This window comes from Streptomyces sp. NA02950 (genome assembly GCF_013364155.1).
Lineage (GTDB): Bacteria > Actinomycetota > Actinomycetes > Streptomycetales > Streptomycetaceae > Streptomyces.
In genome coordinates this window covers 8,484,178-8,504,408 of sequence record NZ_CP054916.1, presented here as the reverse complement: position 1 = coordinate 8,504,408, position 20,231 = coordinate 8,484,178, and the positions used below count along the sequence as shown (strand labels likewise).

General features: G+C 69.4%; 17 protein-coding genes. 6 read left to right on the top strand and 11 right to left on the bottom strand.

Going from position 1 to position 20,231, the window contains the following annotated elements; all coding sequences use genetic code 11:
* The first annotated feature begins 20 nt into the window (after nucleotides 1–20).
* Complete coding sequence (locus HUT19_RS36680; RefSeq protein ID WP_176184927.1) at nucleotides 21–464, top strand: roadblock/LC7 domain-containing protein; 444 nt, start codon at nucleotides 21–23, stop codon at nucleotides 462–464.
* A gap of 250 nt (nucleotides 465–714) precedes the next feature.
* Here the strand turns inward: HUT19_RS36680 and HUT19_RS36675 are convergent, their stop codons facing one another.
* On the bottom strand, nucleotides 715–1,920 hold the full coding sequence (locus HUT19_RS36675; RefSeq protein WP_176179363.1) for an IS110 family transposase: 1,206 nt from the start codon (nucleotides 1,918–1,920) through the stop codon (nucleotides 715–717).
* A 213-nt stretch (nucleotides 1,921–2,133) separates the two neighbouring features.
* Here HUT19_RS36675 and HUT19_RS36670 point away from each other — a divergent pair, with 213 nt between their 5' ends.
* Together HUT19_RS36670 and HUT19_RS36665 are read left to right on the top strand one after the other, a co-directional pair.
* On the top strand, nucleotides 2,134–2,508 hold the full coding sequence (locus HUT19_RS36670) for a hypothetical protein (RefSeq protein WP_176184925.1): 375 nt from the start codon (nucleotides 2,134–2,136) through the stop codon (nucleotides 2,506–2,508).
* A 95-nt stretch (nucleotides 2,509–2,603) separates the two neighbouring features.
* A complete protein-coding gene (locus tag HUT19_RS36665) occupies nucleotides 2,604–3,182 on the top strand; it encodes a dihydrofolate reductase family protein (protein WP_176187740.1) in 579 nt (192 codons plus the stop codon).
* A 46-nt stretch (nucleotides 3,183–3,228) separates the two neighbouring features.
* Here HUT19_RS36665 and HUT19_RS36660 read toward each other — a convergent pair whose 3' ends face one another.
* The 5 genes from HUT19_RS36660 to HUT19_RS36640 are packed head-to-tail and all read right to left on the bottom strand — an operon-like array spanning nucleotide 3,229 to nucleotide 7,684.
* A complete protein-coding gene (locus tag HUT19_RS36660) occupies nucleotides 3,229–4,161 on the bottom strand; it encodes an SDR family NAD(P)-dependent oxidoreductase (protein ID WP_176184922.1) in 933 nt (310 codons plus the stop codon).
* A gap of 29 nt (nucleotides 4,162–4,190) precedes the next feature.
* Nucleotides 4,191–5,222, bottom strand: a complete 1,032-nt coding sequence (locus HUT19_RS36655; RefSeq protein WP_176184920.1) for an SDR family oxidoreductase — start codon at nucleotides 5,220–5,222, stop codon at nucleotides 4,191–4,193.
* Nucleotides 5,219–6,541, bottom strand: a complete 1,323-nt coding sequence (locus HUT19_RS36650) for an FAD-binding oxidoreductase (protein ID WP_176184918.1) — start codon at nucleotides 6,539–6,541, stop codon at nucleotides 5,219–5,221. The genes HUT19_RS36655 and HUT19_RS36650 overlap by 4 nt, the downstream gene beginning before the upstream one ends.
* Before the next feature lie 37 nt (nucleotides 6,542–6,578).
* Entirely contained in the window at nucleotides 6,579–7,442 is an 864-nt protein-coding gene (locus tag HUT19_RS36645; RefSeq protein WP_176184916.1) for a cyclopropane-fatty-acyl-phospholipid synthase family protein, read from the bottom strand.
* Nucleotides 7,439–7,684 (bottom strand): acyl carrier protein, encoded by a 246-nt coding sequence (locus tag HUT19_RS36640; protein ID WP_176187738.1) that lies wholly within the window; start codon nucleotides 7,682–7,684, stop codon nucleotides 7,439–7,441. The genes HUT19_RS36645 and HUT19_RS36640 overlap by 4 nt, the downstream gene beginning before the upstream one ends.
* A 783-nt stretch (nucleotides 7,685–8,467) precedes the next feature.
* Here HUT19_RS36640 and HUT19_RS36635 point away from each other — a divergent pair.
* The 3 genes from HUT19_RS36635 (at nucleotide 8,468) to HUT19_RS36625 (ending at nucleotide 12,320) form a co-directional block, all read left to right on the top strand.
* Nucleotides 8,468–9,475, top strand: coding sequence for an acyl-CoA desaturase (locus HUT19_RS36635; RefSeq protein ID WP_176184914.1), 1,008 nt, complete (start codon nucleotides 8,468–8,470; stop codon nucleotides 9,473–9,475).
* 117 nt (nucleotides 9,476–9,592) lie between these two features.
* Nucleotides 9,593–11,221, top strand: a complete 1,629-nt coding sequence (locus HUT19_RS36630; RefSeq protein ID WP_176184912.1) for an AMP-binding protein — start codon at nucleotides 9,593–9,595, stop codon at nucleotides 11,219–11,221.
* Nucleotides 11,222–11,321: 100 nt separating this feature from the next.
* On the top strand, nucleotides 11,322–12,320 hold the full coding sequence (locus tag HUT19_RS36625) for a beta-ketoacyl-ACP synthase III (RefSeq protein WP_176184910.1): 999 nt from the start codon (nucleotides 11,322–11,324) through the stop codon (nucleotides 12,318–12,320).
* 78 nt (nucleotides 12,321–12,398) lie between these two features.
* Here the strand turns inward: HUT19_RS36625 and HUT19_RS36620 are convergent, their stop codons facing one another.
* From HUT19_RS36620 to HUT19_RS36600, 5 genes are all read right to left on the bottom strand, one after another.
* On the bottom strand, nucleotides 12,399–12,881 hold the full coding sequence (locus HUT19_RS36620; RefSeq protein ID WP_176184908.1) for a DUF2867 domain-containing protein: 483 nt from the start codon (nucleotides 12,879–12,881) through the stop codon (nucleotides 12,399–12,401).
* 236 nt (nucleotides 12,882–13,117) lie between these two features.
* Entirely contained in the window at nucleotides 13,118–13,399 is a 282-nt protein-coding gene (locus HUT19_RS36615) for an acyl carrier protein (protein WP_176184906.1), read from the bottom strand.
* Nucleotides 13,400–13,437: 38 nt separating this feature from the next.
* Nucleotides 13,438–15,864, bottom strand: a complete 2,427-nt coding sequence (locus HUT19_RS36610; RefSeq protein ID WP_176184904.1) for a hypothetical protein — start codon at nucleotides 15,862–15,864, stop codon at nucleotides 13,438–13,440.
* 156 nt (nucleotides 15,865–16,020) lie between these two features.
* The gene (locus HUT19_RS36605) at nucleotides 16,021–16,854 is read right to left on the bottom strand and encodes an SAM-dependent methyltransferase (protein WP_176184902.1); all 834 of its coding nucleotides are present in this window, start codon (nucleotides 16,852–16,854) and stop codon (nucleotides 16,021–16,023) included.
* A 106-nt stretch (nucleotides 16,855–16,960) separates the two neighbouring features.
* A complete protein-coding gene (locus HUT19_RS36600) occupies nucleotides 16,961–20,218 on the bottom strand; it encodes a type I polyketide synthase (protein ID WP_176184900.1) in 3,258 nt (1,085 codons plus the stop codon).
* Nucleotides 20,219–20,231 lie beyond the last annotated feature (13 nt).

The window sequence follows — 20,231 nt, the reverse complement described above, 5'->3', positions numbered from 1 at the left end:
GCCGCCTCTTGCGCACCGTCATGAGACGCACCTTGCGACAGCGCACGGAGAGGAAACACCTGATGGCCGCCGAACCCGATGTGCTGGAAGAACTCCGACGGTTACGGGCCAGGGTCGTCGATGTCACCGGTGCCCTGGCCGCCACCAGCGACGGCCTCGTGCTGGCGCATGACACGGCCACCGTCGAACCCGAGGGCGTCGCCGCGCTGACCGCCGCGGCCCTCGGGGTGTCGCAGTCGCTCGCGGACGCCACCAGCCGCGGCGCCTTCCGTGAGTTGCTGGTGCGCGGCGAGGACGGCTACGTCGCCACCTACGCGGCGGGACCCGCGGCGGTGCTGACCGTCCTGGCCGGACGCCGCACCAACGTCGGCCGACTCCATATGGAGGCCCGCCGGTCGGGCGCCCGGATCGCCGACCTGGTCGGCGGCTCCTCGCACGGGCCGAGCACCACGCGTCGCCCGTAGTACGCGCAGCCCGTCGTACGCGCAGCTCGCACGCCGCGCAGCTCGCACCCCGCGCAGCCCGTACCCCGCGCAACCCCTACCGCGCACAGCCCGCCCCCTGCACACCATCGCCGGGCCGTCCCGGCCGCTCCACGGCCTGCTCACGGCCCGTTCCACCGCCGCGGCCACGCCTGCGGCACCCACGCACCACCACCATCCGGACTCACCCGGACATCACCCGATTGATGGGAAAGGAATCTCAATGATCGTGTCAAGCCGCCTGCGTGACCGGTGGGGCGGGGGTGAACGGCCTTTTGTCACGCAGCATCGCCCACAGCACGTCGACCCGGCGGCGGGCGAGTGCGAGCAGGGCCTGGGTATGCAGCAGGCCCTCGGATCGTTTCTTGAGGTAGTAGTCCCTGGACGGACCGGGCCGCATCATCGCGGTCTGCGCGGCCAGGTAGAAGATGTGTCGCAGGCGCCGGTTGTAGCGCTTGGGCCGGTGATAGTTGCCGCTGCGGCGGCCGGAGTCCCGCGCGACCGGGGCCAGGCCGGCGTGGGAGGCAAGTCGGCCGGCATCGCGGTAGCCCGACAGGTCCCCGACGATGGCGACGAACTCGGCGCCGAGGATGGGCCCCATGCCGGGCATGGACTCGATGACCTCGGCGCGGTCGTCGTCGCGGAAGGTTTCGCGGATCTCCCGGTCGTTGTCCTTGATCCGCTCGTCCAGCGTCAGCAGCTGGTGGGCGAGGTCGCAGACCAGCTTGGCAGCCCGTTTCTCGCCGGGCAGCACGGTCATCTGGGACTGGGCGGCCTCCACCGCCTTGGTGGCCACGGTGTCGGCGCTTCGGACCTTGCGGCGTTCCAGCCAGGTCGTCAGCCGCTTGACGCCGATCCGGCGGAGGGCTGCCGGGGTCTGGTACTCGGTCAGCATGACGATGGGCCCCTTGGCCGCGGAGTAGTCGAAGGCCCGTTCCAGCGCGGGACAGATCCCGACCAGCAGGTCGCGGAGCCGGTTGATCAGTCTCACCCGGTCGGCGATCAGGTCGGCCCGGTAGTTGGTGAGCACCTGGAGGGTGGTGACCAGCTCCGGGGGTGTGTTCAGCGGGGCGAAGTCCTTCGGGCGCATGCGGGCCTGGTCGGCGATGACACGGGCGTCCTTGGCGTCGGTCTTGCCCTCCCCACGGTAGGCGCCGGACATACGGTTGACCGTCCGGCCGGGCACGTAGACCACCTGCTGGCCGTGGGCAATCAGCAGGGCCAGCAGCAGGGTGGAGGCCCTGCCGGAGATATCCACCGCCCACCGCACTTCATCGGCCCGCTCACGGGCGGTGTCGATGAGGGCGAGAATCTGCGACTCGTCGTTGATCACCTTCGTCGAGAAAAGTGTCTCGCCGTCGGCGTCGACCGCCACCGCCCAGTGATGCCCCTTGCCGGCGTCGATGCCGACCCATATCCGCGTGTGAGACGTGCTCAAACTCGTTGCTCCGTTCCACCGTGACCAGCACCTTTCGTGGTCCGAGGAACACTCCGCCAACAGGTCCCTAACCAGCGATGACCGCAGTTCTCAATCAGTGGTCGGAGCGTCCCGGAGGACCGGGCGGCCATTCCTTTCGAGCCACGAACGGCAACCCACCATCAGCCACACCCGGTCCTCCCGGACCGCCAACATTCTTAGGGAAACTCCACCATGGCGAACACCCAGACCGCGCTCAAAGAGGCGATGACGAGTATCGAGGGCAGCCTCGGCGTCGCGCTGGTCGACTACTCCAGCGGTATGGCCCTGGGCACTGTGGGCGGTGGCAAGGAACTCGACCTGACGGTGGCCGCCGCGGGCAACACCGATGTGGTGCGCGCCAAGGTGCGCACCATGGAACAGCTCGGCCTGAAGGACGGCATCGAGGACATCCTCATCACCCTCGGCACCCAGTACCACCTGATCCGCCTGCTGAAGGGACGTGACAGCCAGGGGCTCTTCCTCTACCTGGCCCTGGACAGGAACCGTGCCAATCTGGCCATGGCCCGCCACCAGCTACGCAAGATCGAAGGGGAGCTGGAGGTCTGACCCCTCCGGCGCGGTAGCGGAACCGGCCGGCCCGGCCCCGGTGTCCGGCCGGTTCCGCTACGCCCCGCAGGCGTATCGTCACGGACATGACCGTGCTGAGGAAGATCATCCTGTCCATGTCGGTGTCCCTCGACGGCTACTTCGAGGGGCCGAACCGCGAGATCGACTGGCATCAGGTCGACGACGAACTGCACCGCCACTTCAATGAACACGCCGCGGCCATGGGCGCCTTCCTCAGTGGACGTGTCACCCATGAGCTGATGGCCGGCTTCTGGCCGACGGCCGACGCCGACCCGTCCTGTACCGGGCCCATGGCCGAATTCGCCGCGATCTGGCGGGAGATGCCCAAGATCGTGTTCTCCCGGACCCTCACCGGCGCCGACTGGAACACCACCGTCCGGCACGAAGTGAACGTGGACGAGATCATGGCACTGAAGGCACGGCCGGGCGGCGATCTGGCACTCGGCGGCGCCGACCTGGCCGAAACGTTTCGGCGGCACGACCTGATCGACGAGTACCGGATCTATGTCCATCCGGTGCTGCTCGGACGGGGCAGACCCCTCTTCCGGCCCTCGGACACCACCACCGGGCTGGAACTGGAGCGGACCCGGACCTTCGGCAATGGTGTGGTCCTGCTCCACTACCGGCGGTCCGGGTCCGCGGTGCCCGGGTGAGCGTCCGCTGGCGCGATTACGCCGTGCCGGACTGCTGCTGTTCCGACTACTGCTGTTCCGACCGCTGCTGTTCCGACCGCTGCTTGACCACGCGGTTCAGCCGGTCCATCCGGGTGGCCAGCGTCATCCGCCCCTCCAGCCGGAAGGCCGGGGGCCGCTTACCGTCCACATCGTCGAAGCCGTACCGCTCGGCCAGGTCACCGGTGGCCAGCACCTGCCCGGTGTACTCCTTGGCCTCCGGGTCCGCCAGCAGCGAGACGACCGCGCGGCCGACGTACTCCGGTGTGTGCACCACCGCGGCGGGGCCGCTGCCGAGAGCGTCCCAGGCCGCCTCCACCCGCTCGGTGCGGACGAAGCCGGGGTGCAGGGAGACGGCCGCGATATCGGTCTTGCGCAGATCGGCGGCGAACCCCCGGCACATGCGGTCCGAGGCCGACTTGAACACGTCGTAGCCGACCTGGCCCAGATAGATGTCCCCGTCGGAGAAGCTGATGCCCACGATCAGGCCGCGCTTCTCCGGGAGCATCAGCCGGGTGAGGCGGCGGGTCACATCGTACTGAGCCCGTAGCGACCCCTCGAAGAGGTCGTAGCGCCACATGGGCTGATCCCAGTACGGGGCGTCGAAGCGGACCTCGGAGGAGCGTTCGTAGCCGCCCCAGGCGTTGTTGACCAGCAGATCGAGCCGCCCGTGGTCGGTGTTGATCCGCTCGAACAGCGCCTCGTTGTCCGCCGGATCGCGGTGGTCGCAGCGTACGGCGACACCCGTGCCGCCACGCCGGGTGACCTCCTCGGCCGTCTCGTCGACCGTGCCCGGCAGGTTCTCGGTCCGGCTCCCGTCGCGCGCGCTGCGGCCCGTGACGTACACGGTCGCCCCCGCCGCGCCGAGCGCGGCGGCGATGCCACGGCCCACGCCCCGGCTGGCGCCGGTGACCACCGCCACCGCCTTGCTGAGGTCCGGTGGGTTCCAGCCGTCGTTCACCGTTCTGTCCTTCCGTTGTGGGGCGCGTATCAGCTCAGATGCGCCGTGGCGTACTCCAGGCTGCGGAGGTACGCCGTGGAGTCGGCCACAGGCGGCACGCCGTAGCGCTCGCGGAGGTGGGGCATGGAGGTGGGCAGGACCCCGCCGCTGCACGCGGTGACCTCGCTGACATCGCGCAGCACGGAGAGGTACGAGCGGGTCATCGGCGCCATCCGTGCCAGCTCGGCCGGGTCCAGCGAGGCCGGGTCCACGACCGGTGGTGCGGTGAGGTCCCGCCCCCGGGCGGCGGCGTGTTTGACGACCACCTGGAGACACTCGGCCACATCCATCGCCTCGGCCCCGTAGGTCACCCAGAACTCGCCCTGGTCGTCGCCGAGTTGGATGGCCCGCAGCACCGCCTTGGACAGCAGGTCCTGCGGGACGAAGTCCATCCGGATCCCGTCGTGGGCAGGGACGAAGGGCGCCCGGCCGCGGCCGATCCAGTCGGACATCAACTGGACGATCTGGCCCTGGGATGTCCAGCCGGTCACCGAGTCGCCGACCAGGTTGGTGGGCCGGAACACGGTGTGCGGCACTCCGGACGCGCGCAGCAGCTCCTCGGCCCGGTGCTTGGACTCGATGTAGTTGCGGCACACATTTCCGTCGCCGAGCGGCATCGGGGCGGTGTCCGCGAGCGCGGCGACGAAGGCCGTGCTCATGAAGTGGACGACCGCACCGGCCCGTTCGGCGAACTCGGCGACCCGCCGGGTGCCCTCGACATTGATCGGCTGGTAGCGCTCGGCGGGCAGACCCCATTCGGTCAGCCCGGCGGAGTGGATGACCACGTCCACCTCGTCGGCCAGCGCCGCGTAGCTCTCCTCGTCCAGTCCGAAGCGCTCGGCCGTGACGTCGCAGGCCACCGACCGCTCGGCCTCCGGCGCGGGGGCGCTGTGGGAGGCGGCGATGATGCGCAGTCCCGCGGCCTCCCGGCCGTCCGTGGGGCCGGTGTTCTCGCGCAGCAGGGATCGGCCGACCACACCGGAGGCACCGGTGAGCAATACGGTCCGCGGTGTGCCGCTCATGGCCGGGCGTCCTTCCAGTCCATCAGCCGGGGCGCCATCCGGGCTCCGGCGAAGAGGAAGGGCTCGGGCGGGAACGGGGGCGGGGGCTTGCGCTGGTCGTTGTCGACCAGCAGCAGCCGCGAGTGGTCGGTGTCCTTGCCGAGCACCAGATCGCGAAGGACCTTGCCACCGGTGTGGGTGGCCGCGATGCCGTTGCCGCAGTAGCCGTAGCCGTAGAACACACCGTGGCTGAGCCGGCCGAAGTGCGGTGCGTAGTCGCGGACGACGTCGGCGGTCCCCCCGTAGGCGTAGCTGAAGGACACGTCGTCCCACTGCGGGAAGAACCGCTGGAACTCGTGGCGGATCGTGCGGTAGACCTCGTCGCGGTTCATGTTGCGCTGCCGCTTGTCACGCCCGTAGTAGTACGGCGCGGGACCCCCCGCGAACATGATGCGGTTGTCGTGGGTGAAACGGGCGCAGGTCAGCAGGGACTTGGCCTCCACCATGCCCTCGCGTCCGGCCCAGCGCACCCGCTCGATCTGCCGGTCCGTGAGCGGTTCGCTCACCATCGCGTAGGTCCAGATCGGGACGACCCGGTGGCGGAACGGCCGGAACGCGTCCATGTGGACGTTGGTGGCGAGCACCACCTTGTCGGCGGTGACCCGGCCGCCCGCGGTGACGACGGTGGTCCGCACACCGGGCTCGACCCGCAGACAGGGGGTGTCGTCATGGATGACCACGCCCTTGTCCCGGACCACCCGGGCGATACCGCGCGCCAGCCGGAACGGGTTGACCAGGGCGCCGCCGACCCGCATACCGGCCTGGACGGCGGGCGAGTCGATGATGTCCCGGGCCTCTTCACCGCTGAGGATCTCGGGCGCGACCCCGCCGATGCGCTCGGCCAGCTCCCGGTCCTCCCGCAACCGCCTGACCTGACCACGGTCGGTGGCGACCATCAGGTAGTCATTGGCCTCGTATCCCGCGTCGACCTTGTTCCTGCGGGTGAACCGGCCGATTTCCAGGATGGACCGCCCGACGGCCTGGGTGGCTTCCAGGGCCCGCTGCGCACCGAACTTCTTGACGAGCGCCTGGAGATCCTTGCCGATGGTCGGGGTGACAAATCCGTCCGCCCGTCCCGAGGCTCCGTAACCGGAGTGCTTCGCTTCGACGATGTGGATGTCCAGCGCGGGTTCGGCCTCCTTGAGGAAGTAGGCCGTCCACAGTCCGGTGAATCCACCGCCGACAATGCACACATCGCAGTCGACCGACTCCCGCAGCGGGGGTCCGGGCACGACGGGCTCGGTGTCGTGCCAGTACACGACATGTTTCAGGTTGCTCAATTATGGCCCCTTGACATGAACCACCAGTGATTTCCGGTCACACCGCTTCGAGAACCATTCTCGACAGCCCCAGGTGCCGCTTGGCGAAGTGCTCGACGGTCGCGCCCAGGTACCTCTCGTAGTTGGCGACATTGAGCTCGCCGACGCATTCCAGGGCCTTCTCGCGGTTCGCCCGCAGCCGGTTCAGCCACTCCTGACAGGTGCGGCTGTAGTGGTCCGGGTCGTTGCGCAACGTGACGACGTCAAACTGTTTCTCACTGCCCTCCAGAACCTCGGAGAGTGCAGGAATCTCGGATTCCGGAAAGACCGTCTCCATGATGAACATCAGGTCACGGACGGTCTGCTTGTCCATGACCGTGTTGTTGCCCTTGATATTGGTCTGGAGCGCGAGCCGGCCGCCCCGGGGCAGCCAGGACCGGCACCTCTGGAAGAATTCCCGGTACGCCGCGACCCGCTCGGCGCGGGACAGCCCGGTGCGCGCGAAGTGCTCGAAGGCGCCGATCGAGATGATGGCGTCATAGCTCTCCACGGGTTCGTGGTCGAGCCAGTTCTCCACCCGGATCTCGGTGCGGGGCAGTTCCAGCCCGTTCAGATACTGCGCCTGACTGCTACTCAGCGTCAGCCCCACGGCCTGCTCGACGCCGTGCGTGCCGACCAGCCGCTTGAGCAGACTTCCCCATCCGCAGCCGACGTCGAGCACCCGTCGTGCGCCCGGCGCACGGGAGCCCTCGATCAGATAGTCCAGCTTCCGCCGCTGGGCGTCCTCCAGAGTGTCCCCCTCGCCCCACAGGGCGCAGGTGTAGGTCAGCTCCTCGTCCAGCCACAACTCATAGAAATCGTTGGAGACGTCGTAGTGGTGCCTGATCGATTCCGCGGTGGCACCTTGGTAGTCGACCGTCACTCGGCGCTCGCCTTGGTGGCCTCGGCCAGCTTCACGAGATCACCCACGGTCTTCACGCTCGCGGCCTGGCTCGGGTCGAATTCGATTCCCGCGTCGTCCTCGATGGTGTAGACGATGTCAGCGATCTGGAGACTCGACAGGCCCACCTCGTCGAAGGCGGTATCGGCGTTGAGTGTGAACGAATCCGCCTTGCTGCCGAGCTTCTTGGCTATGAGACCGCAGACGTCCTCGACGGTAATCACGGGCTTCACCTCTCCTGGAATGGTTACGCGACCGTAAACCGGTCCGAAACTCGATGCTCATGGTGCGGGAACGCGGGTACGGCGGTGCGGGACCACTCCCCGCGCCCGCGACGCACGGGCACTCGCGATGAACGGGTGAAACGAACCCGGGCCGTCCCCCGTCGAACCATCGAACTCGGTTGCCCATCTTGCACGACCGGCGAGGTCATTGCCAGTGTCTCCACTAACTCCCCGGCGTGCCGTAGGTTTCGGACCGTGAAAGAGTACGAACCGTACCGCCGCCCCAGGATCGCTCACGTCAGAGCGGTTGAAGTGCATGTGGCATGTGTTTCGCGGAAAATGGCAAGGACCTGCCACTAGGTGCTTCCGGAAAATTGGCAACGTCCTGCCACCGGGTAGCGGGTTGAACTCCTTTGCCGCAGTATCAAAAAATGGTGGGTGGACCATCGCCACCCGCCCTCCCGCTCGACGCAGGAGGGCGGAGGGCAAGACGATGTGACGGCCAGAGGGTGACATGCCTGATCAACTGGGGGAGCACGGCGATGCGTCGGCGTCGCCGACGTCCGGCTTATCCACCGGCGAAGCATGGGACGAAAGAATTCCGCTCGCCCCTGTCATGAAGTTGCCGATCGTGTCTTCGCGCTCCGGCCCCGGTCCACTCCCGCCACGGGTCATCTCCCTGCCGCCGTCACGGTGTTGACCGCCGCGGCAGACGCGTGATCAGCGGACGCGTGATCAACCGCGCCAGGTGAAGCAAGGGATCCAGAGAGGGAGAGAGACACCATGGACGGTAGGGAACATCGCTGGTTCATCCTCGCGGCGTCGGTGATTCCGCTCGTCGCGGTCTTCGGCGCCATGGTTCTCCTGTGGCAGGAGATCTTCCGCTGGTCGGACATCGTCGTCCTGGTCATCATGTACGCGATCTCCGGCTTCGGTATCTCCACCGGCTACCACCGGATGCTGACCCACCGTTCCTTCGAGACCTACAAGCCGATCCGGGTCGCCCTGGCCACCGCGGGAGTCATGGCCGGACAGGGCCCGCCGATCATCTGGGCCGCCCACCACCGGCGTCACCACAGGGTGGCCGACAAGGCCGGTGACCCGCACAGCCCGCATCTCGACTTCGAGCCCGGCTTCAAGGGCATGATGGCCGGACTGTGGCACGCCCACCTCGGCTGGCTGTTCCGGACCGAGCTGACCTCCGATCCCATCCGTTACTGCCCGGACCTGGTGCGCGAGAAGCCCCTGCGCTGGCTCAGCGAGAACCTGGTGCCGGTGGTGCTGGCCGGGGTGCTGCTGCCCGGCCTGATCGCGTACGCCATCACCGGCGGTTCGGTACGTGCGCTGCTCACCGGCATCCTGTGGGGCGGCCTGGTCCGCATCTTCCTGATCAACCACATGACCTACGCGGTGAACTCGGTCGGCCACTACTTCGGCCGGCGGCGGTTCACCACCACCGACGAGTCCCGCAACGTGGCCTGGCTCGCCATCCCGTCGTTCGGCGAGGCATGGCACAACAACCACCACGCCTTCCCCCGCTCGGCGCGGCACGGCATGAAGTGGTACGAGCTCGACCTGAGCGCCATCCTCATCTGGAGCCTGGAGAAGACCCGCCTGGCCTGGAAGGTCGTCCGCATCGACACCGAGCGGCTGACCATGCGGGAGGCCAACATCAGCCGGGTGGAGGCGGGCCGGCTGGGCCGCCAGGAGCTGCTGGAGGGCCAGCAGCGGATCGCACCCATGGCCGACCGCAAGCGGAACGCGACGGCGTCCGTGGTGGACGTCGAGTAGCCCCGGCGTACCGCCCGGCCCTCCACCGCCGGGTTGCCGGATTCAGACAACCGGAACACCACCTGAGCGGCCGGGCGACCGGATCAGCCGGGGAGCGAGACGACGGGGGAACATCCCATGCAACTGTGGAACGCGCTGACCAGCGGCTCGGCGGGCGGCACCCTGCACGCCTGGTCCGGCGAGGACTTCGAGCACACACCGTGGCGCGAGGTGGTCGCCGACGCCCATGGGATGGCCGCGCGGCTGCGCGCCCACGGAGTGCGGCCCGGCACCCGGGTGGCCACCATCCTCACCAACACCCCGGACACGGTCCGAGGGCTGCTCGCCATCTGGCTCGCGGGCGGCGCGGTGGCCTCGCTGCCGCTGCCCACCCGCGGCCAGAGCCAGGAGGAGTACCGCCGTCAGTTCGCCGCCGTCGCCGCGCGGCTGGATCCGACGCTGCTGCTGGTGGACGACTGGCTGACCTCCCTGGTGCCCGAGGAGCTGACCGCCCAGGTGCCGGTGGCGGGGTGGGCCTCGCTGCGCGGTTCCGGGACCATCGAGCCGAGCCCGCCGGGGCCGGACGACATCGCCTTCATCCAGTACTCCTCGGGCAGCACCAGCACCCCCAAGGGATGTGCGCTCACCACCCGCGCCATCGAGGAGCAGATGAAGATCATCCTCAGTCTGACCGGTGGCCGTCCCGCCAATGACACGGTGGTGTCCTGGCTGCCGCTCTCGCACGACATGGGGATGTTCGGCTGTCTGCTCTACGCCTGGTCGTACGACTTCCACTTCGTGCTGTCCACGCCCGAGCGCTTCGCGATGGCGCCCCGCAGCTGGTTCCGCGACATGTCCGAGTACGAGGCCACCATGACCGCGGGCACCAGCACCGCGGTATATCTCGCCGCCCGCGCCCAGGGCCGCGCGGAACTCCCCAAGGAGCTGCGGCTGCGCGCCGCGGTGATCGGGGCCGAGCGCGTGGACTGGGACACCCTGGCCATGGCCACCGAGAAGTTCAGCCGTTTCGGCCTGTCCGAAACCGCCTTCCAGCCCGCGTACGGCATGGCCGAGGCCACCCTCGCGGTGACCGGCAAGCCGTGGGCCAACGCCCCGTCCTCGCTCGTCTTCGACGGAGCGGCACTGCTGGACCTGAAGGCGGTGGAGGTGTCCGCCGACCACCCCCGGGCCACCCGGCTGGTGTCCAACGGACTGGCGCTCCCCGGGGTCGAGGTGGTGGCCGGCTCCTCGGGCCAGGTGGCCGAGATCGAGGTCGGCTCGCCGAGCCTGGCCCAGGGGTACTACGCCGATCCGGAGCGCACCGCCGACCGGTTTGTGGACGGCCGGCTGCGCACCGGCGACCTGGGCTTCGTCCACGACGGCGAGCTGTATGTGATGGGGCGCTCGGACGACATGCTCTCCGTCGGCGGACGGAAGATCTACGCCGCGGAGATCGAGTCGGCCGTGGACTCCTTCCCGCAGGTGCGCAAGGGGTGTGCGGCGGTGGTGGACATCGGCGGCTCCGGGGATCTGCCCCGGCTGGTGCTGATGCTGGAGCCGCAGGGCAAGCCGCGTGACTTCCGGCCGATCGCGGACCAGGCGGCGGCCGTGGCGCTGGAGAAGTCGGGGGTCGCGCTGTCGGAATGTGTGTTCCTGCCGCGCGGCACCCTGCCGAAGACCCCCAGCGGAAAGATCCAGCGGTTCCGCTGCCGGGCGATGCTGGACGGGGACCGGCTCGAGCCGCTCGCCCGTGTGGCGTTCGCCTGACGAGGAGGACGTCTGTGACCCCCACCCCAACGGCCGTTTTCCCGGTTGCCGTTCGGGCTCCCGCGGGCAGCTCCGCCCCTTCTCCCCGGAGGCATCGCACATGAAGGCGCGGATCACTCCGTCCGTGGGCGCACCGCACGCCCGTATTCTCGGCGTGGGCGCGTACCGGCCCCGCCGTGCGGTGACCAACGAGGAGCTGTGCCACCAGGTGGACTCCTCCGACGAGTGGATCCGCACCCGCACCGGGATCGCCGCCCGGGGCTGGGCGGATCCCGACGAGACCATCGCCGACATGGCGGTGCCCGCCGCGGGCAAGGCGCTGGCCGCCGCGGGCGTCCCGGCCGATGCCCTGGACTCTGTCATCGTGGCCACCTTCACCCATCTGCGGCAGACACCCGCGGTGGCGGCGGAGGTGGCACACCGGCTGGGGACGCACGCCGCCGCCTTCGATGTGTCGGCCGGCTGCGCCGGGTTTGTGCACGGTCTCTCGCTGGCCGCGGACGCGGTGCGGTCCCGGGGCGGCCATGTGCTGGTGATCGGGGCCGAGCGGATGACCGATCTGCTCGATCTGGAGGACCGCTCGACGGCGGTCATCTTCGGCGACGGCGCCGGAGCCGTGGTGGTCGGCCCGTCGCAGACGCCCGCGATCGGCCCGGTGGTCTGGGGCGCCGACGGCTCCCAGACGGAGGCGATCTCGCAGACCGTGCCGTGGGACGCGCTGCGCACGGACCGCGACCACCGGTGGCCCGCCCTTCAGCAGCAGGGACAGAAGGTGTTCCGCTGGGCGGTCTACGAGGTGTCCAAGGTGGCGGAGCAGGCCCTGGCCGCCGCCGGGGTCTCCCCCGCCGATCTCGACGCCTTCATTCCGCACCAGGCCAATACGCGGATCATCGACGCGATGGCCAAGCGGCTGGAGCTGCCCGAGTCCACCGTCATCGCCCGGGACATCGTGACCACCGGGAACACCTCGGGCGCCTCGATCCCGCTGGCGATGGAGGCGCTGATGTCCTCCGACGCGACCAGCCCCGGGGATCTGGCGCTGCTGGTCGGTTACGGCGCCGGGCTGTCGTACGCGGCCACCGTCGTCGCGCTGCCCTGAGGACACCGGGGGGCTGGCCCATGGTGGGTCCGCCCCCTCCTCTCCGTGGGCCGCCCCCGTGTCCGGTGGGCCGCCCGGTCAGCCGGTGGCGCGGGACCGGTCGGCGCGCTTCAGCAGATACGGCACGGCCATCTGATGGACCGGTTTGGCCATGCCCCAGACGGCGCGTGCGATTCCTTTGTTGAAGCGCACAAAAGTCACCCATACAACATCCCCGTCGTTCACCAGGACGATGTTGTAGGTGGCGACGATCCCGGAATGGGCTTCGATGGTCATCATCCCGTCGTCGGAATCCGCGATGTGCCAGCCCAGGACGTGCCGCGGCGACGTGGTCTTCGGGCCCATCCGTAAGCCGAGGACCTTGGTCCAGCCGAACCGGAGAAACCACCGCAGGACGGCGGGTGCGTCCTCGAAGGTGGCCCGCCCCCATTGTTCGGGCGTCAGCTTCCGTGCTTCCTCCACGGGCAATTGATACGCCGACTCGTAATGGAATCCCGTGAATTTGTGCCCGTCCTGAAGTGCTCGCGGAATGTCGACACGCCGTGCGCGCGCAGTGGCCATGGAAGAGGGCTCCTTGGGAATCGCTGGCGGGGACATACGGCCTGACGGCCCATGATGGCGTCGAATTTTACCCGCTGCTGACGAACGCCCGGAAGACGGCGCTTCGATATCCCCCCGCATCTCCGCGTCTCTTCCCGGCCGGCACGCTTCTCTCCGCGCAACACGTCAGCCGACCGGATTCCTCCGGGCGGCTGACGGCTCCGCTCGATCACCGGAATGGGTCCGGCGCGATGGGCTCAGGCACTCGTCCGCGGCGTCGGTAAGTCGTCCCGCTTGGCGGCGAGTTCGCACACCAGGTCGACGACATCACCGACGGTGCGGACCCAGGAGAGCTGCTCCCGTTCCACATGCTGGCCGAGTTCGCGCTCCAGCACGGTGATGAGGTCGACATAGTCCATCGAGTCCATGCCGAGGTCTTCCCGGAGATTGGTCCGCGGGTCCTCCACGTCCTCCCGCGGCATCACCACGGCCTCGGCCAGTAGCGTGATCACCCGCTCCTCGAGCTGGGCGCGCTCCATATCCGCTCCTTCGATCGATGTCCCGACGTCGGTCCCGGTCACGGCGTCGGCGCTTGTGTCGAGATCGGCACTCCGGCCATGGCCAGCGCCTTCGGGGACAGCTCATCGCGCTGCCAGCCCAGCGAGGAGAACCGGCTCAGCCCGTCACCCTCGTTGTTGTGCCCGACCATCACCGAGTACAGGTTGATGGTCCCGGGCTCCCGGAGCTGCTCGGCGAAGGGCACATCGTCGAATCCGACGATCCGGCGGTGCCGGACCGTCAGCCCGCCGTACTGCCGCTCGTAGTCCTCGGGAGTGAAGGTCAGCACCCCGGTCTGGCCGCTGATGCCCGAGGGCTTGACGCTCTCCCGGTAGGTGCGGATCACGGAGTGGCTGCCGTTGACGAACCGGAAGATGCTGAGGTTGCGGCGGAACGGCTCACGGTCGACCGCGATCTGCTGGACGAGGGTGGGCACGATGTCCGGGGTCATGGCGGCGGCGCCGTCGCCCGTGAAGGAGATGACGTTCTCCTCGCGCCGGGTGAGGATGCCGGGCAGGGCCATCAGACCGTCGCCCATCAGCCCCCGGCCGTACCAGCCGGAGACACAGGGGCTGGTACGCGGCAGGCTGTTGACCGCGGAGAGCCCGGCGCGCCCGATGTCGTAGACACCGACGTAGCGGTAGTCGTGCTGCCTGATGATGCCGTCCAGGACGCCGCGCAGCCGCCGGAAGAAGTAGTTGGTGGTCATGGGCAGCACCGGCAGCAGGCTGATCACATCGCCGTCGGAGTCGGTGGTGGAGGCCATGGCGTCCCGCCGGTAGGCCAGCACCTCGGGGTCCACGTCGAGCCGGTCCAGCAGGGTGCGCAGCACCCCCTCGATGTCGGCGACGATGCCCAGTCCGGTGAACGGCGCCCGGTCGATCTCCCGCTCGATGATCTGGATCGGGGCCAGCTGCCGCTGCTGGGATTCCGAGAACGGGGTGTCGATCTGCGGGATCTGGGTGCCGAGGAACATCACCGACTGCTCGTCACCGGGGCGGAGCCGCCCGTCGCGGTACAGGTACTCGTAGACGCGCGGTGAGTAGCCGTACATGCTCAGCGTGCCGATGTACTCGTCGACGGTGCGGCCGTTGTGGTGGCGGGTCACCGTACCGGGCTGGGCCACCGAGTCGGCCAGGCCGATACCCGCCTTGTGCGCCAGCTCGTACAGCAGCCCCTTCGCGGTGTCGCCGAGCGGCCCGACCTGGCAGAGCAGCCTGCGGCGCTCGGAGTTGAGCAGCTGGGACAGCCGCTCGACCTCGGGGGTGCGGACGGCTTCCGCCGTGGGTGCTGCCGCGGCCCCCGCCGCGGGCAGCTCGTCGAGGTCGAGGGTGGTCTGGAGGACATCGCGGGGTGCGATCACCATGACCGGGCCGCGGTCGGCCGAGTACGCCTCGAACGCCTCGGCGAGGCCGCGGGGGATGTCGTCGGACCGCGGGATGTGGACCACCGGGAAGCCGCGGGCCAGCAACGACGGACGGCTGTCCTCGGTGCGGTGGATGGTGCCCTGGAACGGGTGCCACTGGTCGACGCGGGAGTCGCAACAGACGATGAAGCCCTTGGTGCGGACGGCGACGTGGTTGGCGAGCGTACCGCGGAACTCCTCGTGCATACCGCTGGTGGCGACGATGGCGAACGGGGCGCCGTCGAGGGTGTAGCGGGCCAGCGCGGAGCAGGCGAGGCTGTGCTCGCTGGGGCCGCGGACGATCGGGTTCCCGCCCGCGACGGCGCGCTGCTCGATATCGTCGATGAAGGTGGCTACCCCTGATCCGGTGTAGTAGTGCAGCCCCCACTCGGATCCGGCCCGGGCGGTCAGGAAGTCGGCGATGGCGTCGGCGATGGTGCTCGGCTTCATCGCGGGCCGCAGCCGGCTGTTGCTCTGCAACTGGACGGAGTCGACGAAGACGCAGGCGATGTCGGCGGGAACGACCCATTCCTCGACCGGCTTCCAGCGCGGGGTGAAGTGCTCCACCGAGTAGAAGCTCTCGACATCGGTGTCGGTGTAGACGTGCACCGTGTAGGGGCTCGGCTCGAACTCGACCGTCTCGCCCAGTTCCTGGGAGAGGGCGCCCAGCCGCTCATTGAGGTCATCGGGCGAGGTCATGCGGTAGCGGTAGTCCGCGTGGTCGACGACCAGCAGGCTGAGGACGGTCTTCCGGTCCTGTGCCGCCTTGATGACCGCGTCCCCGACGGCATCGAGTGAATCCACCGTCAGAAGGGTGAACTGGTCCTCGGGCGCGACGAGGTCAAGGAATCGTAAACCGCGCTTGACCACTTCGCGGTATTCGTCATTCGCCGGATTACCGGCCGGTGAAACGGCTATGTCGACGTCACGCGCTCCGGCCAGATCGGAAAGCGCGCGGCCCGCCGCCGGGCCCATCACCTCGCTATCGGTGACGACAACCACCAGCCGGTGAAAGGGACTGATATGAGCCATCTCGGGCATCTAGAACATCCCAACAGTAGGCGTGATCAGGACTAACCAGGTCGGAGAGTGGTTCTGACGTTCCGTCGCCCTCGATCCGACATCGTGCGACTATCCCAATTTCGATCCTGACAGTCCTCTGTACTCGGTGTCAACGCATTGCGGATACACGGCCTTTCAGGGAGTCAGCCGGACTACGGCGGACCACAGAGAACGGCCGGGGCGGCGTGGATTCCCCTTGGGCAGCCGGGCCACGATTCGCATCACGGGTGACAGCCGATTCCATTGGGCGGCCGCGGGCAACTGTGAGGCGAAGCGATCGACGGTCCAGCCCGCCCGTTCGAAGAACGCAATCCCGTTCTCCGGCCCGAAGATGACCGGCGCGTTATTCGTTCTGCTCGCTCTGCTGGACATCTTGAGAATGGCGGGTCCGATGATGTCCGCGACCCACCAGGCGATTTCCGGCCTTTTCAGCTCCGTGGTGAGCTCATGGACCTCGGACTCCGCCAGATACAGCAGAAGTCCCTCGGTGATGACGAGTGTCTTCGCGGCCCCCTTGGTGGCGTCGATCAGACAGCCGCGGCGCGCCGCCACGTCGGTGAGATCGACCGGCACCCGGGAGAGCTTGCAGCGCGGGGACTCATCGGCGAGGAGGCGGTTCTTCTCCTCGATGATCCCCGGGAGGTCCACCTCGATCCACTCCAGCGACGGCGGCAGCTGAAGCCGGTACGGTCTGGTGTCCAGACCGGCGGCGAGGTTGACGACCCGGTCGCACCCTTCGGCGAGGGACCGCTCGATGAGGTCGTCGATCAGCTTGGTGCGCGCGATGAAGAACCAGCCGTTGCCGAACGACCGCTTGGCCGCCTCGGCGATGACCCTGCCGCGCTCCCCCGCCAGCCCGGTCGCCAGCGGATCACGGAACAGGGCGTCCGGGCGGGCGGATTCCCGTGCCCGGTACTCCGCGACCCAGCGCGCGGTGTCGGAGACATTGTCGATCACCGATTTGACCATGGGCTCTCCCCTTGTGCTGCTCGTGCTGCTTGCTGCTTGCTGCTTGCTGCTTGCTGCTTGTGCTGCGCCGGAGACGGGTGGGTCTGTTGCTGCGGCGGGACGCCGGTCAGGGTGCGGACACCCGGGCGAACCAGTCCCCGACCACCCGGGCGGTGGTCGCCGCCTTGTCCTCCAGGATCGAGAAGTGGTCGGCCAGGACGGATTCGCTGGTGTCCGCCGCCTTCCAGACCGGGTCGACGGGCAGGCTCAGCGGGGTGTCGGAGGCCACCGCCCGCACCGCGAGGGTCGGTGCGTCGAAGCTGCCCGGGGACCACTCGTCGTACAGCCGCAGATAGGACCCCATCGCCATCAGGTTGTTGTCGTTGACCACCAGACCGGTTGGATCCCGGTCGAGGATCTCGCTCATCGCCCAGACGAACAGGGCCTCGCGTTCGCTGCGGACGTCGATGTCATAGGTGTCGATCATGACAACGCCCCGGGCGGGATGGCCGCTGTGCTGGAGGCGTTCCGCGATGGCCCGGGCGATCAGCCCACCGACGGAGTGGCCCACCAGGAAGAAGGGCTCGCCCGCGGCGGCCGCCAGGGTGGCGTCCGACATCGCCTCGATCGCCACCGTCCAGGAGGCGGGCAGCAGATGCGACTTGCCGAACCCCGGCAGGACCAACGCCGATGTCCGCAGCCGCGGGGTGAACTCCGAGGCCAGCCGGGCGAATTGGTGCGGACCGGAACCGGCGAGGAACGAGGGTACGCAGATGACCGCGGGCGAGGCCGCGCCCTCGGCCGCGAGTATCGAGCCCGGCACACCGCTCAGCTCCGCCGTCGAGGAGAACGACGGCCGGAACCGCGAGGCGGCCATCACCATCGGGACGGCCTCGGGGATGGCGTTCTCGACATGGGCGCGGCGCAGCAGCACGGTGAGGGTGCCGCGGCTGTCCTCGGCCGCGGCCGGGCGCTCCGGCGGAGGCGCCGCCGGCCGGTCCTTGGTCCCGGCCAGCCAGTACCGCTGGCGCTGGAAGGGATAGGTCGGCAGCTCGACGGTGCGGGCGTCGCGCCCGGCGAACAAGGGAGACCAGTCGACCCGTACGCCCCCGACGAACGCCTGGGCCAGCGTGTGCAGAAAGGTGGCCAGGCCGTCGGGCGCGCCCGGCGCCGGTTCGGTGATCATGAATTCGCCGGGATCGCCGCCCGCGGCGGTCACGGCGCCGGTCAGGGTAGCGCTGAGCGTCGGCTGCGGGCTGATCTCGATGAAGGCGCGGAAGCCCTGTTCGACCTGGGTACGGAGGGTCTCCCGCAGGGCGCCGGACTCGGCCGCGCCGGTGGTGGCCGCGGTGGCCACGGCGGGTGCGGCGTCCTCGAGGGTGCGCCGACCGGCGATCACCTCGATGGTGATGTCGGCGCCCGGCTCACCGACGACCGCGTCGGGCTCCACACCGTAGGCGCGCCAGAGCGCCGCCAGGGACACCTGGACGGCGAAGAGGGCGGGGCCGAGGACACCGGGCTCCTCGGGCGCGGGGGCGTCCGGGGCGCCGTTCACCACGTCGAGCAGGTTCCAGTCGGTGTGCGGAGCGAGCGCCTGGGCGCACTCCTCCATCCGCGCGGTGAACGCCGGTGCGTCGGTGAGGAGTTGGCGGGCGAGCTCCATGGACTGCTTGTCGGGGGCGGGGACCACGAATGCCGCGCTTCCGGCCCGTGCCCCGGAGTGGAGCAGTACCCCGGGGGCCGCGTCCCCGCTGATCACCGTGTCCAGCCCGGCCAGGAGTTCGTCGCGGTCGCGGCCCACCACGACCGCACGGTGCGAGAGCTGGGCTCGGCCGGTGGTCAGGGAGTGGCCGATGTCCACGGGGTCGAGTTCGGGGTGGGCAGCCAGCCGCTCCCGCAACCGGCGTGCCTGGGCGGTGAGTCCGGACGGCATCTTTCCCGACACCGGCCACACCACCGGCTCACCGGGGGCGGTGGCGGCGGGCCGGGCCCGGGCGGGTGCCGGGTCGGCGGGCGGTTCCTCGACGATGAGGTGGGCGTTGGTACCGCTGGCGCCGAAGCTGGACACCCCGGCCCGCCGGGGGCGGTCGGCGCGCGGCCACGGGCGCGCCGAGGTCAGCAGGGCCACGGCGCCGGAGGACCAGTCCACCTTGGTGGTGGGCTCGTCCGCGTGCAGGGTGGCCGGAAGGGTCTCCGCACGCATCGCCGTGATCATCTTGATGAGGCCGCCGACGCCCGCCGCGGCCTGGGTGTGGCCGATGTTCGACTTCAGCGAGCCCAGCCACAGCGGCCGGTCCGCGGGGCGGTCCTGGCCGTAGGTGGCGAGCAGTGCCTGTGCCTCGATGGGATCGCCGAGCACGGTGGCGGTGCCGTGTGCCTCGACCGCGTCCACCTCGGCCGCTGACAGCCCGGCGTCCGCCAGCGCGCCGCGGATCACCCGCTCCTGGGAGGGGCCGTTGGGGGCCGTCATCCCGTTGCTGGCGCCGTCCTGGTTGACCGCGGAGCCGCGTAACACCGCGTGGACCGGATGGCCGTTGCGACGCGCGTCCGAGAGCCGCTCCAGCAGCAGCACCCCCATGCCCTCGGCCCATCCGGTGCCGTCGGCCTTGGCCGAGAAGGACCGGCACCGGCCGTCCGGCGACAGCGCCCGCTGCCGGGAGAACTCCACGAAGACACCCGGGGTGGCCAGTACGGTCACCCCGCCGGCCAGGGCCATCGAGCATTCGCCGCGACGCAGCGACTGCATCGCCAGATGGGTGGCCACCAGCGAGGACGAACACGCGGTGTCCACGGTCATGGCGGGGCCCTCGAAGCCGAAGGTGTAGGCGATCCGGCCGGAGACGAAGCTGCCCAGGTTGCCCAGTCCCCAGCGGCCGCCGACCTGGTCGTCGCGCTGGCGCGCCAGCCAGGCGTAGTCCTGGAACATGGCCCCGGCGAAGACTCCGGTGCTGCTGCCCCGCATCGTGTCGGGGGCGATACCGGCGTCCTCGAACACCTCCCACACGCCTTCGAGCAGCAGCCGCTGCTGCGGGTCCATGGCCAGGGCGTCACGGCGGCTGATGCCGAAGAACCGGGGGTCGAACTCGGTGGCGCTGGACAGGAAGCCACCGGTGCGGACGTAGCTGGTGCCCGGATGGCTGGGGTCGGGGTGGTAGATGGCGTCCAGGTCCCAGCCGCGGTCGCCGGGGAAGCCGGATATGGCCTCCCGGCCCGCCGCCACCAGCTCCCACAGATCCGTACGGGACATCACATCGCCGGGGTACCGGCAGGCCAGGCCGACGACGGCGATCGGCTCCCGGGAGCGTTCGTTCTCCTGCCGCAGCCGGACGTTGTCCTTCATGGCCGCGCGCAGTGCTTCTAAGACATCCTCGTTGTCGACAGGCATAGGTGTGGGTCCA